Source organism: Catenulispora pinisilvae (genome assembly GCF_015356865.1).
Classification (GTDB): Bacteria; Actinomycetota; Actinomycetes; order Streptomycetales; family Catenulisporaceae; genus Catenulispora; species Catenulispora pinisilvae.
Genome location: NZ_JAAFZA010000044.1, coordinates 1 through 13,661, shown reverse-complemented (window position 1 = coordinate 13,661; position 13,661 = coordinate 1). Strand labels below are relative to the sequence as shown.

Genomic DNA, 13,661 nt, shown 5'->3' with positions numbered 1-13,661 from the left:
GGTGGGTACGGTAAGGTTGCCTAAGTCACTTAGGCAAATCGTTAACTCACGAAGGAGTCGGATGGCGCGCGCCGGGCTGTCCCCCGAGCTGGTCGTGACCGCGGCCGCCGAACTGGCCGACGAGATCGGGTTCGAGAACCTCACGATCGGGATGGTGGCGCGGCGGTTCGGGGTGAAGGAACCCAGCCTGTACTCGCACATCCGCAACGCCAACGACCTGCGGGTCCGGGTCGCGGCGCGGGCCCTGGGCGAGCTCGCGGACCGGGTCGCCGAGGCGCTGGCCGGCCGCGCGGGGCGCGAGGCGCTGCTGGCCTTCGCCGCCGCCTACCGCGACTATGCCAAGTCCCACCCGGGCCGCTTCGCCGCCGCCCGGATGCCCTTCCCGCTCGACTCCCCCGCCGCCGACGCCGCGCGCCGGAACTCGGACCTCAACCGCGCCCTGCTGCGCGGCTACGCCCTCGGCGAACCCGCCGAGACCGACGCGGTGCGGCTGCTCGGCGCGACGATCCTGGGCTTCGTCACGTTGGAGGCCGGAGGTTCGTATCAGCACAACCCACGGCCCGCCGACGACTCCTGGAACGCTGCCATCGAGGCGTTGGACGTGGCGCTGCGGAACTGGCCGGCGGCGTAACGACGAACGCGGCGGGCTTCGGCCGAAGCGAAGACCTGGGTCCAGGTCCACACCTCCGCTGAAACCCGCCGCACGTCAGCGAATCAGCCCCGCGCGAGGACTAACTACGGGAACTGACTCAGCCCCGCGTCAGCACCGAATCAGGCCTCGACCTCAGGCTGCCCCGGCTCCGCCCACAGCGTGTGGAACGTCCCCTCCCGGTCCGTCCGGCGGTAGGTGTGCGCACCGAAGAAGTCCCGCTGGCCCTGGATCAGCGCCGCCGGCAGCCGCTCGGCCCGCAGTGTGTCGTAGTAGGCCAGCGCCGAGGAGAAGGCCGGCACCGGGATCCCGCGGCGGGTGGCGGCCGCGATCACCTCGCGCCACGGCACCTGGGCCTTGGTGATCTCGTCGGCGAACTCCGGTTCGGACAGCAGGCTGGGCAGCGTCGCGTCGGTGTTGTAGGCGGCGCGGATGCGGTCCAGGAACGCCGCCCGGATGATGCAGCCGCCGCGCCAGATCGCCGCGACGTTGCCCAGGTCGATGTCCCAGCCGTACTCCTCGGCGGCGTCCCGGATCATCGTCCAGCCCTGGTCGTAGGCGATGACCTTGGACGCGTAGAGCGCGTGCTCGACCGTGGCGACGTAGCGCTCGGCCTCGTGCGGCCGCAGCGGGTGCTCCGTACCGCCGGGCAGCGGCCGGTAGGCGTCGCGCAGTGCGGTGCGGGAGGAGGCCACTCGGGCGAACGTCGCCTGGGCGATCGCGGTCACCGGGGAGCCGAGGTCCAGGGCGGTCTGCACGGTCCAGCGGCCGGTGCCCTTCTGCTCGGCGGCGTCGCGGACGATGTCGACGAACGGCTTGTCGCTCCCGGCGTCGGTGTGCGCCAGGATCTCGGCGGTGATCTCGATCAGGTAGGAGTTCAGCCGGCCCTTGTTCCAGACCCGGAACACGTCGGCGATCTGCGCCGGGGCGTACCCGGCCACGTGCCGCAGCAGGTCGTAGGCCTCGGCGATGAGCTGCATGTCGGCGTACTCGATGCCGTTGTGCACCATCTTCACGAAGTGCCCGGCGCCGTCGGTGCCGATGTGCGTGCAGCACGGCTCGCCGTCCACCTTGGCGCTGATCGCCTCCAGCATCGGGCCGAGCACCGCGTAGGACTCGGCGGAGCCGCCGGGCATGACGGCCGGGCCGTGCAGCGCGCCCTCCTCGCCGCCGGACACCCCGGAGCCGACGAAGTGGATGCCGCGCTCGCGCAGCGCCTTCTCGCGCCGGCGGGTGTCCAGGAAGTGCGCGTTGCCACCGTCGATGATCATGTCGCCGGGCTCCAGCAGCGGGGCGAACTCCTCGATCACCGCGTCGGTGGCGTCCCCGGCCTTGACCATGATCATCAGGCGCCGGGGTTTCTCGAGCGCCGCGACGAAGTCCTCGGCGGTCTCGGTGGGAACGAAAGAGCCTTCGTCCCCGAACTCCTCGACGAGGGCCCGGGTCCGTGCGGCGGTGCGGTTGTGGAGGGCCACGGTGTAGCCGTGACGGGCGAAGTTGCGGGCCAGGTTGCGGCCCATGACGGCCAGTCCGGTCACGCCGATCTGTGCGGATGCCTGCATATTCGGCAACTTAACACTCATGGCCGCGGGAGGGGATGTTCAACTCCACCGCCGGGCGTCTTCGGCCAACCGCTGCATCTCCTCCTCCAGCCGGTCCGCCGCCGAGGCCGAGGCGCCGGCTGACTTCGAGGCCTTCAACCGCACGATGATGCCCTGGAACTCGCTGATGCGGCTCTCCAGATCAGCCTTGGCCTTCAGCAGGTTCGCCTCTTCCTTCGAGCCGGGCTGCACCAGCAGCATCCGGTGCTCCAGGTCGCCGAGCAGGTCCAACTGCCGCCGCCGGGCCAGTTCGAACTGCTCCAGCGGATCCTCAAAACGGCTCAGGAACCGATCGGTGCCCTTGCGCAGCCAGCCACCCACACCCATCCCGCGCTCCCTTCCGAATGTCCCAACGCCTATTCTCCCGCCGACGTGCCCGCCGGATCCGCCGTTCTCAAGCCGACGCGCCCGCCGGATCCACCGGATCCACCGGATCCACCGGTTCTCAGGCCGACGCGCCCGCCAGCCACGCACCGGCGGCGGCGATCATCAACCGCACCCCGAACTCCAGCGTCGGGTCGACCGCCGGGGCGAACTTCGGCGAGTGGTTGGTCGGGAGCGTGGCCGGGATGCCGTTCTCCAGCAGGGAGTGGATGTCCGCCTCGGTGAAGTCGGCGAGGTCCAGGCCGCCGAAGTGCCAGAACACGGTCGGCACGCCCAGCGCGGTGCCGAAGTGCCCGAAGTCCTCGCTGCCGGTCAGCGGGCTGGGCAGCACGAACACCGAGCCCGGGCCGAGCAGCCCGCGGAACGCCGCCAGGACCACCTCGGTCGCCGCCGGGTCGTTCACCAGCAGCGGCAACTCGTCCTCGGTCGTGATCTCCGGCAGCCGCTCGGCGCCGGACGCGGCGGCCTCGGCGTTGACGATCCGCTCGATCGCGGCCAGCACCTTGGTCCGGGTGGTCGGCGACGCGGTGCGGACGGTGATGCCGAGCTCGGCCTCGTCCGGGATGACATTGGCCCGGGTCCCGGCCCGCAGCGATCCGACCGTCACCACGGCCTGCTGGCTCGCGGCGATCTCCCGGGTCACGATCGTCTGCAACCGCATGACGATCGCGGCCGCGATCACCACCGGATCCACGGTCGACTCCGGCATCGAACCGTGCCCGCCGCGCCCGAACACCTTGACCCGGAGGGTGTCGCAGGCGCTCATCACCGGACCCGGCCGGGTGCCGACCAGCCCGGCCGGCGCGGGGGCGACGTGCTGGCCGAGGCAGACCTCGGGACGCGGGAAACGGTCCAGGAACCCGTCCTCGATCATCTTCGGCGCACCGCCGACCTCCTCGGCCGGCTGGAAGACGGCGACCACGGTGCCGCCCCACGCCGCACGGTTCGCAGCCAGCAGGTCGCTCACGCCGAGCAGACAGGCGACGTGGACGTCGTGACCGCAGGCGTGCATCACCGGGACTTCGGTGCCGTCGCGGTCGGCGGCGGTGACGGTCGAGGCGTAAGGAAGGCCGGTCTCCTCGGCGACCGGGAGCGCGTCCATGTCGGCTCGCACGAGGATCACGGGCCCGGCGGCTGCGCCGTTCAGGCCACCGCGCAGCACGCCCACGACACCGGTGCCGGGGAGGTCTCCGGTGCCGCCCAGGCCTTCGGTGACTTCCCAGCCCGCCGCGCGCAGGTGCTGCGCGACGATGCCCGCGGTGCGGACCTCATGGAAGGAGAGTTCGGGGTGGGCGTGGAGGTCCTTGTAGAGGTCTCGGAGGCCGGGAAGGACTGCTTCCAGCCCGCGTAGGAGGTCGGCCGGGTTCGGGCGTGTGGCGGCGGCCGGCGCGGCGGGCTGGGTCATGCGGACTCCGTTCCGAGGTGGATGTCCCCCACCTTGGTCGGGGCGACGTGTGGAGGCAACTCCTCAGTAACTTCGGCCGGCAGCCGCTGCCGCGACTTCAGTCAGCCGATTCGGTCAGCTCTTGCGGCCGAGCGCCCCATACATCCAGATGTCGTCGGCGTCGGCCGGTACCGCGCCGTCCGGACGCCAGCGCGGCAGCAACACCACACCGGGCTCCAGCAGCTCCCGGCCGTCGAAGAACGCGGCGGTCTCCTTGGCGCTGCGCACCGTGAGCTTCGCCGTCGACTTCTCGTAGGCCTGCGCCGACACGGCAAGCCGCTCCTGGTCGAAATCCCCGGTGACGTGGGTCAGCGCCAGGAAGCTGCCGGGCGCGACCGCGTCCATCAGGGTATTGACGATGCCGTACGGGTCCTCGTCGTCGCCGACGAAGTGCAGCACCGCGATCAGCATCACGCCGATCGGCCGCTCGAAGTCGAGCACTCCGCGCATCCGCAGATCAGCCAGCACCGCGGCCGGATCCCGAAGATCCCCGGCGACGATCGTCGCGGCCCCGGCCCCGGCGTCCACCGGACGGGCCCGGGCGTGCGCCAGCACGATCGGGTCGTTGTCGACGCCCACCACATGCGCGTCCGGCCGGGCCGCCAGCGCACTGGCCACTGTCCCGCCGGGACCGGGCAACCCGATACCGATGTCAAGGAACTGCGAAATCCCCTCGGCCGCCATCGCCCGCACCGCGCGGCCCAGGAACGCACGGTTCGCCCGGGCGAAGGCCCGCACCTTCGGCATGTTCTTCAGGACCTTCTCGGCGGCATCGCGGTCCGCGGCGAAGTTGTCCTTGCCACCGAGGTAGTAGTCGTACATCCGGGCCGGCGTGGCGACCTCGGTGTCCACTCCCGGCACAGTCCAGTCCGCCTCGGACATGTCGCCTCCCCATCCCGGCCCATCCCGGTGTTGATCGCTTGGCGCGGATCATACCCACGAACTCTGCTTCCTGATAACAGCGATCGCTAATCGCCTCCGCCTCCGGGCAGCGCCCAGCAGACCAGTTCGCCGTCGACGTGGGTGACTACGCGGTCATCGGGAGTGTGATGGACCGCGCCGGGCAGGGTGAGGGTGCGGCCGGTGGCGGCGTGGACGAACAGGCTCGCCGACTCCTCGACGGTGTCTCTGAGCCAAGCCCAGCGGCTGTTCGGATGGCGGCCGCTGTCGTGGAAAGTAGTCGCGCTCGGCGGGGTGAGGGACCAGAGTTGCCGGCCCTCGGGGAGCGAATGACCGCGGACGAAGGAGCCCTCGCGGGTCAGCAGGACCTCGGAGCGGATGTCGACGACGTCGGCGACTTCCGTAACCGGGGCGTTGAGGTCCGGCCAGGAACGGGCGAACAGGAGCTCGCCGGTCGCGCGGCTGTGGACTTGCACCGACGCCCGGAAGTCGAAGGGCCGGCCGCAGTTCTCACAGAACCGTTCGGCCAGCGGACTCGGCGGCACGATCTCGCCGCAGCGGCACACCGGCGTGTGGACCAGCTCGACCAGGACGACACAGCTCTCTGATCGGCCGGCGTAGACCGGGTGCTTCCGCGGCCGATACCGCCTACCCAGCGGCCAGTAGTTGATGTGCCACAACCGCGCGCCGTCCTCGGCACGCAGACCGAGCAGGCCGTCGAACTCGTGCGCTCCGCCGCCGGGCAACAAGGCGAGCACGACTTGGCGGGGATCCTGCACGGCTGCCAGGTCCGGCTCGCCCTCCTGCATCCAGTCGGCGATCCAGACTGCCCGGCCGCTGAACGGATCGGTGAGCTGCCACTGGATGTCCTCAGTGAACTGGGTCGTGTAGGGGATCAGGACCTCGGCGTCCGGATGGTCGTCGTGGGCCCAGAGCGGCCAGCCGTAGCCCAGCGTCGCCGTCCTGCGATCGGCCGTGATCCCCCACGCGACCTCAGAACTCGATCGATCGATCGCGACGGTGTTGGCACGTCCAGGGTGATCCTCATCGGTGAAGATGAGATAGCCACTGCGCGGGTCGACACGCATCACGCTCGCCTCTCCGAGGAGAAGATCCGCCGCGATGTACGGCCCGTGCGGAGTCACATTCGCACCGGTTGCGACATCCACCCAGCCCACTGGCGCAATGCGGACCCCGTCATGCCCGACTCTGTGCAATACGAGCGCGCCGTCCTCACGCGCCTCGACACTTAAGCATTCTTCGATCGGTCGACGCCACACCACTCGCGGCTCGTCGGTGAGACCGAGCTCTGACATCCGCCGGGCGAGCACGGACGCGCCGACGGCCGCCAGATCCGCCCGGCCGACCAGCTCGACCTCGGAACCCGTGGCAGCGCGCTCCGGTTCCTCAGCACCAGCGGCGCCACCCGGCTCGGCACCGACCGCGTTGCTTGCCTCGGCGCCAGCCGCGTCACTCGCTTCGGCGTCGACCGCGTCACCTGCCATGCTCACCACCGCATTGTCAGCACACCGATCCTCACCGCCTGCTCTCGTCCCCCACACCGGCACCGGCCGGTCCCGCGGCACCAGCGGCAGCACCGGCGCCAGCACCGGCAGAGGCAGCAGCAGCGGCAGCGGCGGCGGCAGCGGCGGCGGCAGCGGCGGCGGCAGCGGCGTCCAACAACCCGTCCAGCACCCGCCGCCGCTCGTCGACCAGCGTCTTCAGCTTGTCCGCCATCGTGTCCAACCGGCGCATCGCCGCCGGCATCCCGGCCTCCTGCCCGGGCGCGAACACGATGCGGCCGAGTTCCGAATCGCGCGCGGCGGTCAGCTCGTCGCGGATGCGGTCCAGACGGGTGTGGACCGAGGACAGCGCCTGGCGCAGGTGCTCCTTCAGCTTGCGGCGCGCGCCCGGGTCCTTCGGCGGCGGCGCGGTGGTGCTGTCCGCGCCGCCCTCGGCGTCCCACTCCTGCGAGAGCTGGGCCAGCAGGCCGATGTCGCCGCGGGTGTAGGCGTCGTTGACGCGCGCCATGAAGACCTCGCGGCGCTGCCGGTCGGCCTCGTCGTCGGCCAGGTCCGGGTGGCAGCGGCGGGCCAGTTTGCGGTACATGCGCTTGGCTTCGCCGGTCGGCGCCGGGCGCGGCGGGTCGGCGCGGGTGGCGCGTACCTTCTCCTCGTCCGCCTGCCGGGCCGACTGCTGGGCCCGCTCGCGCGCCGTCTCGGCGTCGCGCTGGTCGTCCTCGCGACCGCTGCGCGCCGCGTGCACCTCGGCGATGCGGGCCTCGATCTCGTCGAGCTCGGCCAGCAGCGGCGCGAACATGCGCGCGTGCGCGCGCCCGAACACCGTCAGCAGATTGCGCACCTCGGCGAGTTCGGCTTCGGCCTGCGACAGCTCGTCGGCGAGCCCGGCGAGTTCGCGTTCCAGATCGGCGATCTCGGGGTCCACCCACACGTCGGGCTCGGCCGCCGCGGTGTAGGGGCCGACCTTCGACACGACCCGCATCACCATGGTCTCGTCGTCGGTCCACACCGCGCGGATCTTGCCCTCGCCGAGTACTTCCATGGCTTCCGGCCCGCGTGCGGTGAGCTGCACCCGGGCGGCCAGTTTCTCCTGTCCGAGTTCGCCCGGCGCCACCTCGACGCAGATGTGGAACTCGCGGCGCTCCTCGCCCCACGCCCCGGTCGGGAAGCCGACGGTGCGCACCGCGTCGCCCGGGATCCGGTTGTCGGTCAGGTCGCGTAACAGGGGACTGACTTGCTTCACATAGCGGATCACCGCGCCGCTCGGCGTCCACAGACTGAGTTCGACGTCTGCGACCCGCTTGGTCACGGCCCCGGCCGTCGCCTCGCGCACCGCCTCCGGCAGTGCTTCGGGGTCGGGCACGAACCCCATCGTCCCGGACAACTGGTCGGAGAGCAGGCGCATCTCGTGCACCTCCCAGTCCTCACCGAGCCCCAGGCAGTCGGCCGTGAACAGCCCGGCGCAGGCCCGCGCGGTCAGCGCCAGTCGTGAGGGGTGCAGTCCCTCGTCCTTGCCGTTGACGATGAGGATCGCGTGCCGCACCGGCCCGGACCCGAGCGCGAACATCCGGGCCGCGCGGCTGAGCCACAGGCCGATCTCGCGGCCGCCGTACGCGGTCAGCCGGTCCACCGCCGACTTGGCCGCCGCGCGCGAGGCCGCCGTCACCGGTTCGGTGCCGCCGTCCTCGGGGTAGACGGGCTGGCTGTCGGCGCGCCCGGCGATCACCGCGAACCGCGCGCCGTCCGGCAGTGCCTCGATCCCAGCGTGTAACGCGGCCTTGACCCCGGCCAGCCGGCCCGGTTCGGCCAGCGACCGCGAGCAGTCGGCGATGAAGACCACCGACGGCGGCCCGTCGGCGCTGGCTATCGGCCCGGGCTTGGCGCCGTAAGTACGGTCGGCCCGTAACGCCGCGGCCGCCGCGGCGCCGTGCCGGGGCGGCCCGCTCCCGGAGTCCACGGTGCTGACCGTGACGACGGCGTGCACCTCGCGACCGCCGGCCGCCAGGTACTCGTTCTGGTTGACCTCGATCGCGGTCCGGATGCTGCGGATCGCCTCGGGCGCGTTGGCCGTGCGCGCGCCACGGCTGGCCGCGCTGTCGTCGTTGCGCAGCCGCTCGTTGACGAACGCGAAGTGTTCGACCCACTCCACGCCGAGCTGCACGTCCTGGCCCAGCGCCCGCACCGACCCCGGCGCCTCGATCGTCGGCGGCGGAGTCCAGTTGCCGACCAGCGCGAAGGCGGCGGCCACGTCCGGCCGGGTCGCGGGGTCCTTGTCCAGCAGCCGGGTGATCAGGGCGGTCAGCCGCCCGCCCCGGCGCATCGGCGCCGGCTGCCCGGCCACCACCGAGCCGATGACGTCGGCTCGGAAGGCGGGAATCCCTTCCACCGCCTCGTAAAGCGTCGCCCCGAGGGAGAACAGGTCACCGACCGCGCCGGCGTCCTGGGAGATCACCCGCTCGGGCGCGACGTAGCCCGGCGAGCCGATGAAGGTCCCGGTGCGGGTGACGCGCTGGTCGTCGAAACGGACGGCGATCCCGAAGTCGGCGAGCAGCCCGGTGCCGTCGGCGGCCAGCAGGACGTTGCCCGGCTTCACGTCGCGGTGCACGATCCCGGCGGCGTGCGCGGCGGCCAGCGCCCGCAGCAGGTCGCGGGCCAGCGCCACCGCGTTGTTCTCGGTCAGCGGCCCGGTGTGCGCCAGCCGCTCGGCCAGGCTCTCGCCCTTGACCAGCTGCATGACGATCCACGGTGCGCCGTTCTCGATGTGCACGTCGTGCACGGTCACGATGTTCGGGCAGTCCCGCAGCCGCGCCGTGTTGCGCGCCTCCCGGGCGCCCCTGGCCACCCGCTCGGCGGCCTGCGGCCCGTTGCCCTCCATCGGCAGCAGGATCTGCTTCACCGCGACATCCACCTCGAGGTGCATGTCGTAGGCGCGCCAGACCTGTCCGAACGCCCCGGAACCCAACCGATCCACCAGTCGGTAGCGTCCCCCGATCACCCGTCCTGGCTCGGTCACCCCAGAAGCCTACGGGGATCGGCGGCCGGGCGCGATGGTCATCCGGGGGGAGAATCGGTCCAGTGGGGATTACCCGCGGCCCGGATCCAGGCATCACGCCAGCGACAGGAACAACTTCTCCATCTGCGCCACCTTGGCCGAGCGTTCCTCAGCATCCTCAGAACCCAGGCACTGCCAGAGCCCGCCGGCGATCACCTTGAACCCGGCCCGGTCCAGCGCCCGGGACACCGCGGCCAGCTGAGTGACGATCTCCGAGCAGTCCCGCCCGGACTCCAGCATCGCGATCGCACCCCGGATCTGTCCGGGGTATTTCCGGCAGCCGCCGACGAACCGCCCACAGTGGCCGAGGCGGGGATATAATAAGCAACGCTAAGTATCGTTATTTTCCGGGGAACATTTCCCCGGAAGATGCGTTACCCTGCACACGGGGACCTGGTCCCCGACGAGGATCCCTCCGCAGGTCGATCCTTGGAAAGCGGCCGCCGCGCCCGAGTACGCACCCCCTCCGTGTCTCGTGCGCGGCGGTCTTCCCCATTCGCCGGAAAAGCCGCCGCGCATCGCAAATCAGGGCATTTCCAAAGGTTACGATGGTCCGGCTCCCGTCCCGCCCCCACCGCCCAGGAGGAACCCGTGGACGTCGTGGCCACCCCACGCCGCACGCCGCACGCCCGAGCCCCCCGAGTAGACGCCCAACGCAACCGCGAACGCATCGTCGCCGCGGCCCGCGACCTGTTCACCGAAGTCGGCCGGCAGGCCCCGATCGACGAGGTGGCCCGCCGCGCCGGCATCGGCAACGCCACCGTCTACCGCCACTTCCCCGACCGCGACGCGCTGGTGCTGGCCGTCGTCCACAGCGTGCTGAAACGGGCCGCCGACCGCGCCGAGGCCGCGATGGCCCAGGCCGAGGCCCCGTTCGAGGCGCTGAGCCGCTTCGTCCTGGCCGCCGCCGACGAGCAGATCGGCGCGACGTGCGTGATGCTCGACGGCGCCTACGACCCCGGCGACCCGGAGGTCAAGGTCCTGGAAGAGCGGCTGAACGGACTGCTCGACACGATGCTGGCCCGGGCCCGCCGGGCCGGCGTGCTGCGTCCGGGCATCGACCGCGACGACATCTTCGTGGGCGTCGCCCAGCTCACCCGGCCGCTGCCGGATCTGGTGACGGTGCGGCGCGGCTCGCGGCGCTATCTCCAGCTGTTCCTGGACGGGCTGCGGGCGCCGGGGTACACGGCGCTGCCGGTCGAGGATTGAACGACTGAACATCGCGTCGGAACATCGCCTCGGGCGGCCAGATCCACCCTCAGGGCCGACGCGCCTCAAAGCCGACGCATTTCAAGACCACGCCCCCGCAAAGCCCAGGGCCGATCCACCCTCAGGGCCGATCCACCCTCAAGGCCGATGCACCAACAGCATCGCCAGATCCCGCGCCCGGGCCCCACGCGCCCGCACCGTCACCTCACCCTCGATCGCCGACAGCACATACTCCGGCCCGGCGTCCGCCAAGTCCTCCAGGATCTGCGCCAGCGGCAGCGGCTCCACATCGGGTCCGCCGGAGTCCGTCACGCCGTCTGTATAGAGGAGTAGCGAGTCGCCGCTGTCGAACGGCGTCACCACCAGCCGGGCCCGGTCGTCCGCGCCGGGCGCCAGGGCGCTGAGCCCCAGCGGCAGCCCGACCGACTGGCCCTGGACTGTCGACACCGCGCCACAGCGCACCAGCAGCGGCGGCGCGTGGCCGCAGCTCACGTGCTCCAGCCGGCCGTCGGGCCGGATCGACACCACGGCCACGCTCGCGAACTCCTCGCGCACGTCCACGGTGGTGCGCGGCGGGGCCACCGCGAGCGAGTTCGAGGTCTCCCACAACCGGGCGCCGTCCGCGAGCGGCACGTGCGCGGCGGCGGCGTCCGCGTCCCCGAGGAACCGCCGCAGGCTCACTTCCAGCCGGCGCACCAGGTCACGCAGGTCCGGCTCGTCATAGGCGGCCTCGCGGAACGACCCGAGCAGCACCGCGGCCACCTCGACCGCGCCGAGCCCGCTCCCCCGCACGTCCCCGATGACCGCGCGCACCCCGTAGGGCGTGTCCACGATGTCGTAGAAGTCGCCGCCGACCGAGGCGCCGGCCGAGGCCGAGGCGCTGCGCGCGGCGACCAGTACGTCGCCGACGGCGGGCCGGGGCGGGCGCAGCAGCACCCGCTGCGCCACCTCGGCGACCGCCCGCACCTGACTGAGCTCGCCGAGCATCCGCTGGCGCCGCACCGAGATCACGTAGCTGGCCGCCACCACCACCAGGATCGCGCCGAACGTGCCGAGCCGCAGCACCTCGCCGCCGGAGCGGGCCTGCGGCCCCCACGGCAGCAGCGCGACGAAGGCGCACAGCCCGGCCATCGTCACGCACTGCCGGCGGCCGGTCCCGGCACAGGCGATCGCGGGCGCGGCGGCGAGCAGCGGGGCGAGCTGGATCCGGGCCGGGAGCAGCACCTGCAGGACCAGCACCACCGCGACCCAGATCCCGGGCAGCACCAGTAAGAAGAGGGCACGACCATTATCGGCCGGCCGGCGCGTGCCCACGCCGCCCGCCCGGAGCCATCGTGTCAAAGGACCACCCAACGCGTGCCCACGCCTCTCAGCGTCCTTAATCCGACACGACGGAGCATAACCCGCACCGCCACGGAGATGTCGAGGAATCGCCCGATTCGCACGCTTGGGCTACCGCATGGCCATCAGGGCTCGAACACCGTGGCGAACTGCCCGGTAGTGCCCCTTTACGAACGCAGCCGTCTGTTAAAGTGCGACCGCTTGGAGTGACAGGGCAAGCACTCAAGGGGACGCGGGGATGGAACCTGTACAGGGTACGGATCCCAAGAAGATCGGCCCGTACCGGATCCGCGGGCTGCTGGGCGCCGGCGGCATGGGGCGCGTCTACTTGGGCGTCGACAAGAGCAAGAACTGGGCCGCGGTCAAAGTGGTCAACGCCGAACTGCTGCGCGACGAGGAGTTCCGCAAGCGCTTCATCCGCGAGGCGACCGCCACCGCCAAGGTCGACGGCCGCTTCATCGCCGGGATCGTCGCGGCGAACCTCGACGGCGCGCACCCCTGGCTGGCCACCGAGTACATCGAGGGCACCTCGCTGAGCGACTGGGTCAAACGCTCCCCACTGGCCCCCGCCGACGCCCAACAGATGGCGGCGGGCCTGGCCGAGGCGCTGAGCACCATCCACGCGGCCGGCGTCGTGCACCGCGATGTGAAGCCGGCCAACGTCCTGCTCGCCGAGCGGGACGGACAGCTGATCCCGCATCTGATCGACTTCGGCATCGCCCGCGACTTCACGGCCAGCACCATCACCCGCACCGGCACCGTGGTCGGCACCCCGCCCTACATGGCCCCGGAGCAGATCCGTGGGCAGCGCGAGGTCGGACCGCCCGCCGACATCTTCGCGCTGGGCGGCGTACTCACCTTCGCCGTCACCGGCCGGCACCCCTTCGGCGAGGGCAACGCGACCGCGCTCTCGTACCGGATCACGCACGAGGAGCCGGATCTCGACGGCGTCGAGGACGCGCTGATCAGGAAGCTGATCGTGGCCTGCCTCGCCAAGGAGCCCGAGGACCGGCCGACCGCGCCGGATCTGCAGGAGCAAGTCGGGAACCTGGCTACGCGGCGGATCCCGCCGGAGGTCCCGGCACCGCGCGCCGAAGCGGGCGCGGGACTGGCCGAACTGGCCGGACTGGCCGACCTCGTTGAGGCACGAGCGACGCTGCCGATGGCGGCCGGCGCCGAAGCGAAGGCACCGGCGATCACGAGCCTGCCGTCGGTACCGGTGGTGACCGAGCCGACAGCTGATGAGGCCGCCGGTGATGAATCGGCGAGCAAGGCTGAAGCCGAGCCCGCACCCGCCGCAGCGGCAGCCGGCGAACAATCGCAACCTCCTGCGATGCCGCCGAGCACCAATCGCCGGCCGGCCACAAACTCAAACCGCCGCCGCCTGCCCGCCGTAGTACTGGTAGCGCTGGCCCTCGTCATCATCTTCGCGAGCATCCTCGGCGCAGACTTCAGCCACGGCGGCAAAAACCACCCAGGCATCGCCGCCCCGGGACCCACCTCCGTCTCATCCTCGTCCTCTGATTCACCCTCCGGATCCGCCGGCACCTCCACCTCCCCG

At 71.6% G+C, this 13,661-nt stretch carries 10 protein-coding genes and 1 pseudogene; 3 read left to right on the top strand and 8 right to left on the bottom strand.

The annotated features are described in order from the left end of the window. Positions 1–61 precede the first annotated feature (61 nt). A complete protein-coding gene (locus tag IZR01_RS14795; RefSeq protein ID WP_194897537.1) occupies positions 62–631 on the top strand; it encodes a TetR/AcrR family transcriptional regulator in 570 nt (189 codons plus the stop codon). 140 nt (positions 632–771) lie between these two features. Here IZR01_RS14795 and gnd read toward each other — a convergent pair whose 3' ends face one another. The 7 genes and pseudogenes from gnd to IZR01_RS14760 all read right to left on the bottom strand — a co-directional run. Continuing rightward, positions 772–2,211 (bottom strand): NADP-dependent phosphogluconate dehydrogenase, encoded by a 1,440-nt coding sequence (gene gnd, locus IZR01_RS14790; RefSeq protein WP_194897536.1) that lies wholly within the window; start codon positions 2,209–2,211, stop codon positions 772–774. 39 nt (positions 2,212–2,250) lie between these two features. Continuing rightward, entirely contained in the window at positions 2,251–2,577 is a 327-nt protein-coding gene (locus tag IZR01_RS14785) for a hypothetical protein (protein WP_194897535.1), read from the bottom strand. A gap of 118 nt (positions 2,578–2,695) precedes the next feature. Next, positions 2,696–4,039 carry an amidohydrolase gene (locus IZR01_RS14780; RefSeq protein WP_194924181.1) on the bottom strand — a complete coding sequence of 448 codons (1,344 nt, stop codon included), beginning with the start codon at positions 4,037–4,039 and terminating at the stop codon, positions 2,696–2,698. A 114-nt stretch (positions 4,040–4,153) separates the two neighbouring features. After that, on the bottom strand, positions 4,154–4,960 hold the full coding sequence (locus IZR01_RS14775; RefSeq protein ID WP_194897533.1) for an SAM-dependent methyltransferase: 807 nt from the start codon (positions 4,958–4,960) through the stop codon (positions 4,154–4,156). An 86-nt stretch (positions 4,961–5,046) separates the two neighbouring features. Then, entirely contained in the window at positions 5,047–6,489 is a 1,443-nt protein-coding gene (locus IZR01_RS14770; protein WP_194924180.1) for a hypothetical protein, read from the bottom strand. Between the two features lie 25 nt (positions 6,490–6,514). Beyond that, positions 6,515–9,511, bottom strand: coding sequence for a serine/threonine-protein kinase (locus tag IZR01_RS14765; protein ID WP_194924179.1), 2,997 nt, complete (start codon positions 9,509–9,511; stop codon positions 6,515–6,517). A gap of 93 nt (positions 9,512–9,604) precedes the next feature. Further along, positions 9,605–9,826, bottom strand: a pseudogene (locus tag IZR01_RS14760) (metal-sensitive transcriptional regulator); the annotation flags it as partial. Between the two features lie 315 nt (positions 9,827–10,141). Here IZR01_RS14760 and IZR01_RS14755 point away from each other — a divergent pair. Further along, complete coding sequence (locus tag IZR01_RS14755; protein ID WP_194897529.1) at positions 10,142–10,759, top strand: TetR/AcrR family transcriptional regulator; 618 nt, start codon at positions 10,142–10,144, stop codon at positions 10,757–10,759. A gap of 138 nt (positions 10,760–10,897) precedes the next feature. On the opposite strand, the gene IZR01_RS14750 is transcribed toward IZR01_RS14755, so the two are convergent. Continuing rightward, a complete protein-coding gene (locus tag IZR01_RS14750; RefSeq protein WP_194897528.1) occupies positions 10,898–12,025 on the bottom strand; it encodes a PP2C family protein-serine/threonine phosphatase in 1,128 nt (375 codons plus the stop codon). A 313-nt stretch (positions 12,026–12,338) separates the two neighbouring features. Between IZR01_RS14750 and IZR01_RS14745 the strand changes: the two genes are divergently transcribed. After that, on the top strand, positions 12,339–13,661 hold a 1,323-nt coding region (locus IZR01_RS14745), incomplete at its 3' end, for a serine/threonine-protein kinase (RefSeq protein ID WP_194924178.1).

Excerpts from the sequence above, each read along its gene's own strand:
- gnd (WP_194897536.1), bottom strand. The coding sequence starts at position 2,211 with ATGCAGGCATCCGCACAGATCGGCGTGACCGGACTGGCCGTCATGGGC.
- IZR01_RS14795 (WP_194897537.1), top strand. The coding sequence starts at position 62 with ATGGCGCGCGCCGGGCTGTCCCCCGAGCTGGTCGTGACCGCGGCCGCC.
- IZR01_RS14775 (WP_194897533.1), bottom strand. The coding sequence starts at position 4,960 with ATGTCCGAGGCGGACTGGACTGTGCCGGGAGTGGACACCGAGGTCGCC.
- IZR01_RS14785 (WP_194897535.1), bottom strand. The coding sequence starts at position 2,577 with ATGGGTGTGGGTGGCTGGCTGCGCAAGGGCACCGATCGGTTCCTGAGC.
- IZR01_RS14780 (WP_194924181.1), bottom strand. The coding sequence starts at position 4,039 with ATGACCCAGCCCGCCGCGCCGGCCGCCGCCACACGCCCGAACCCGGCC.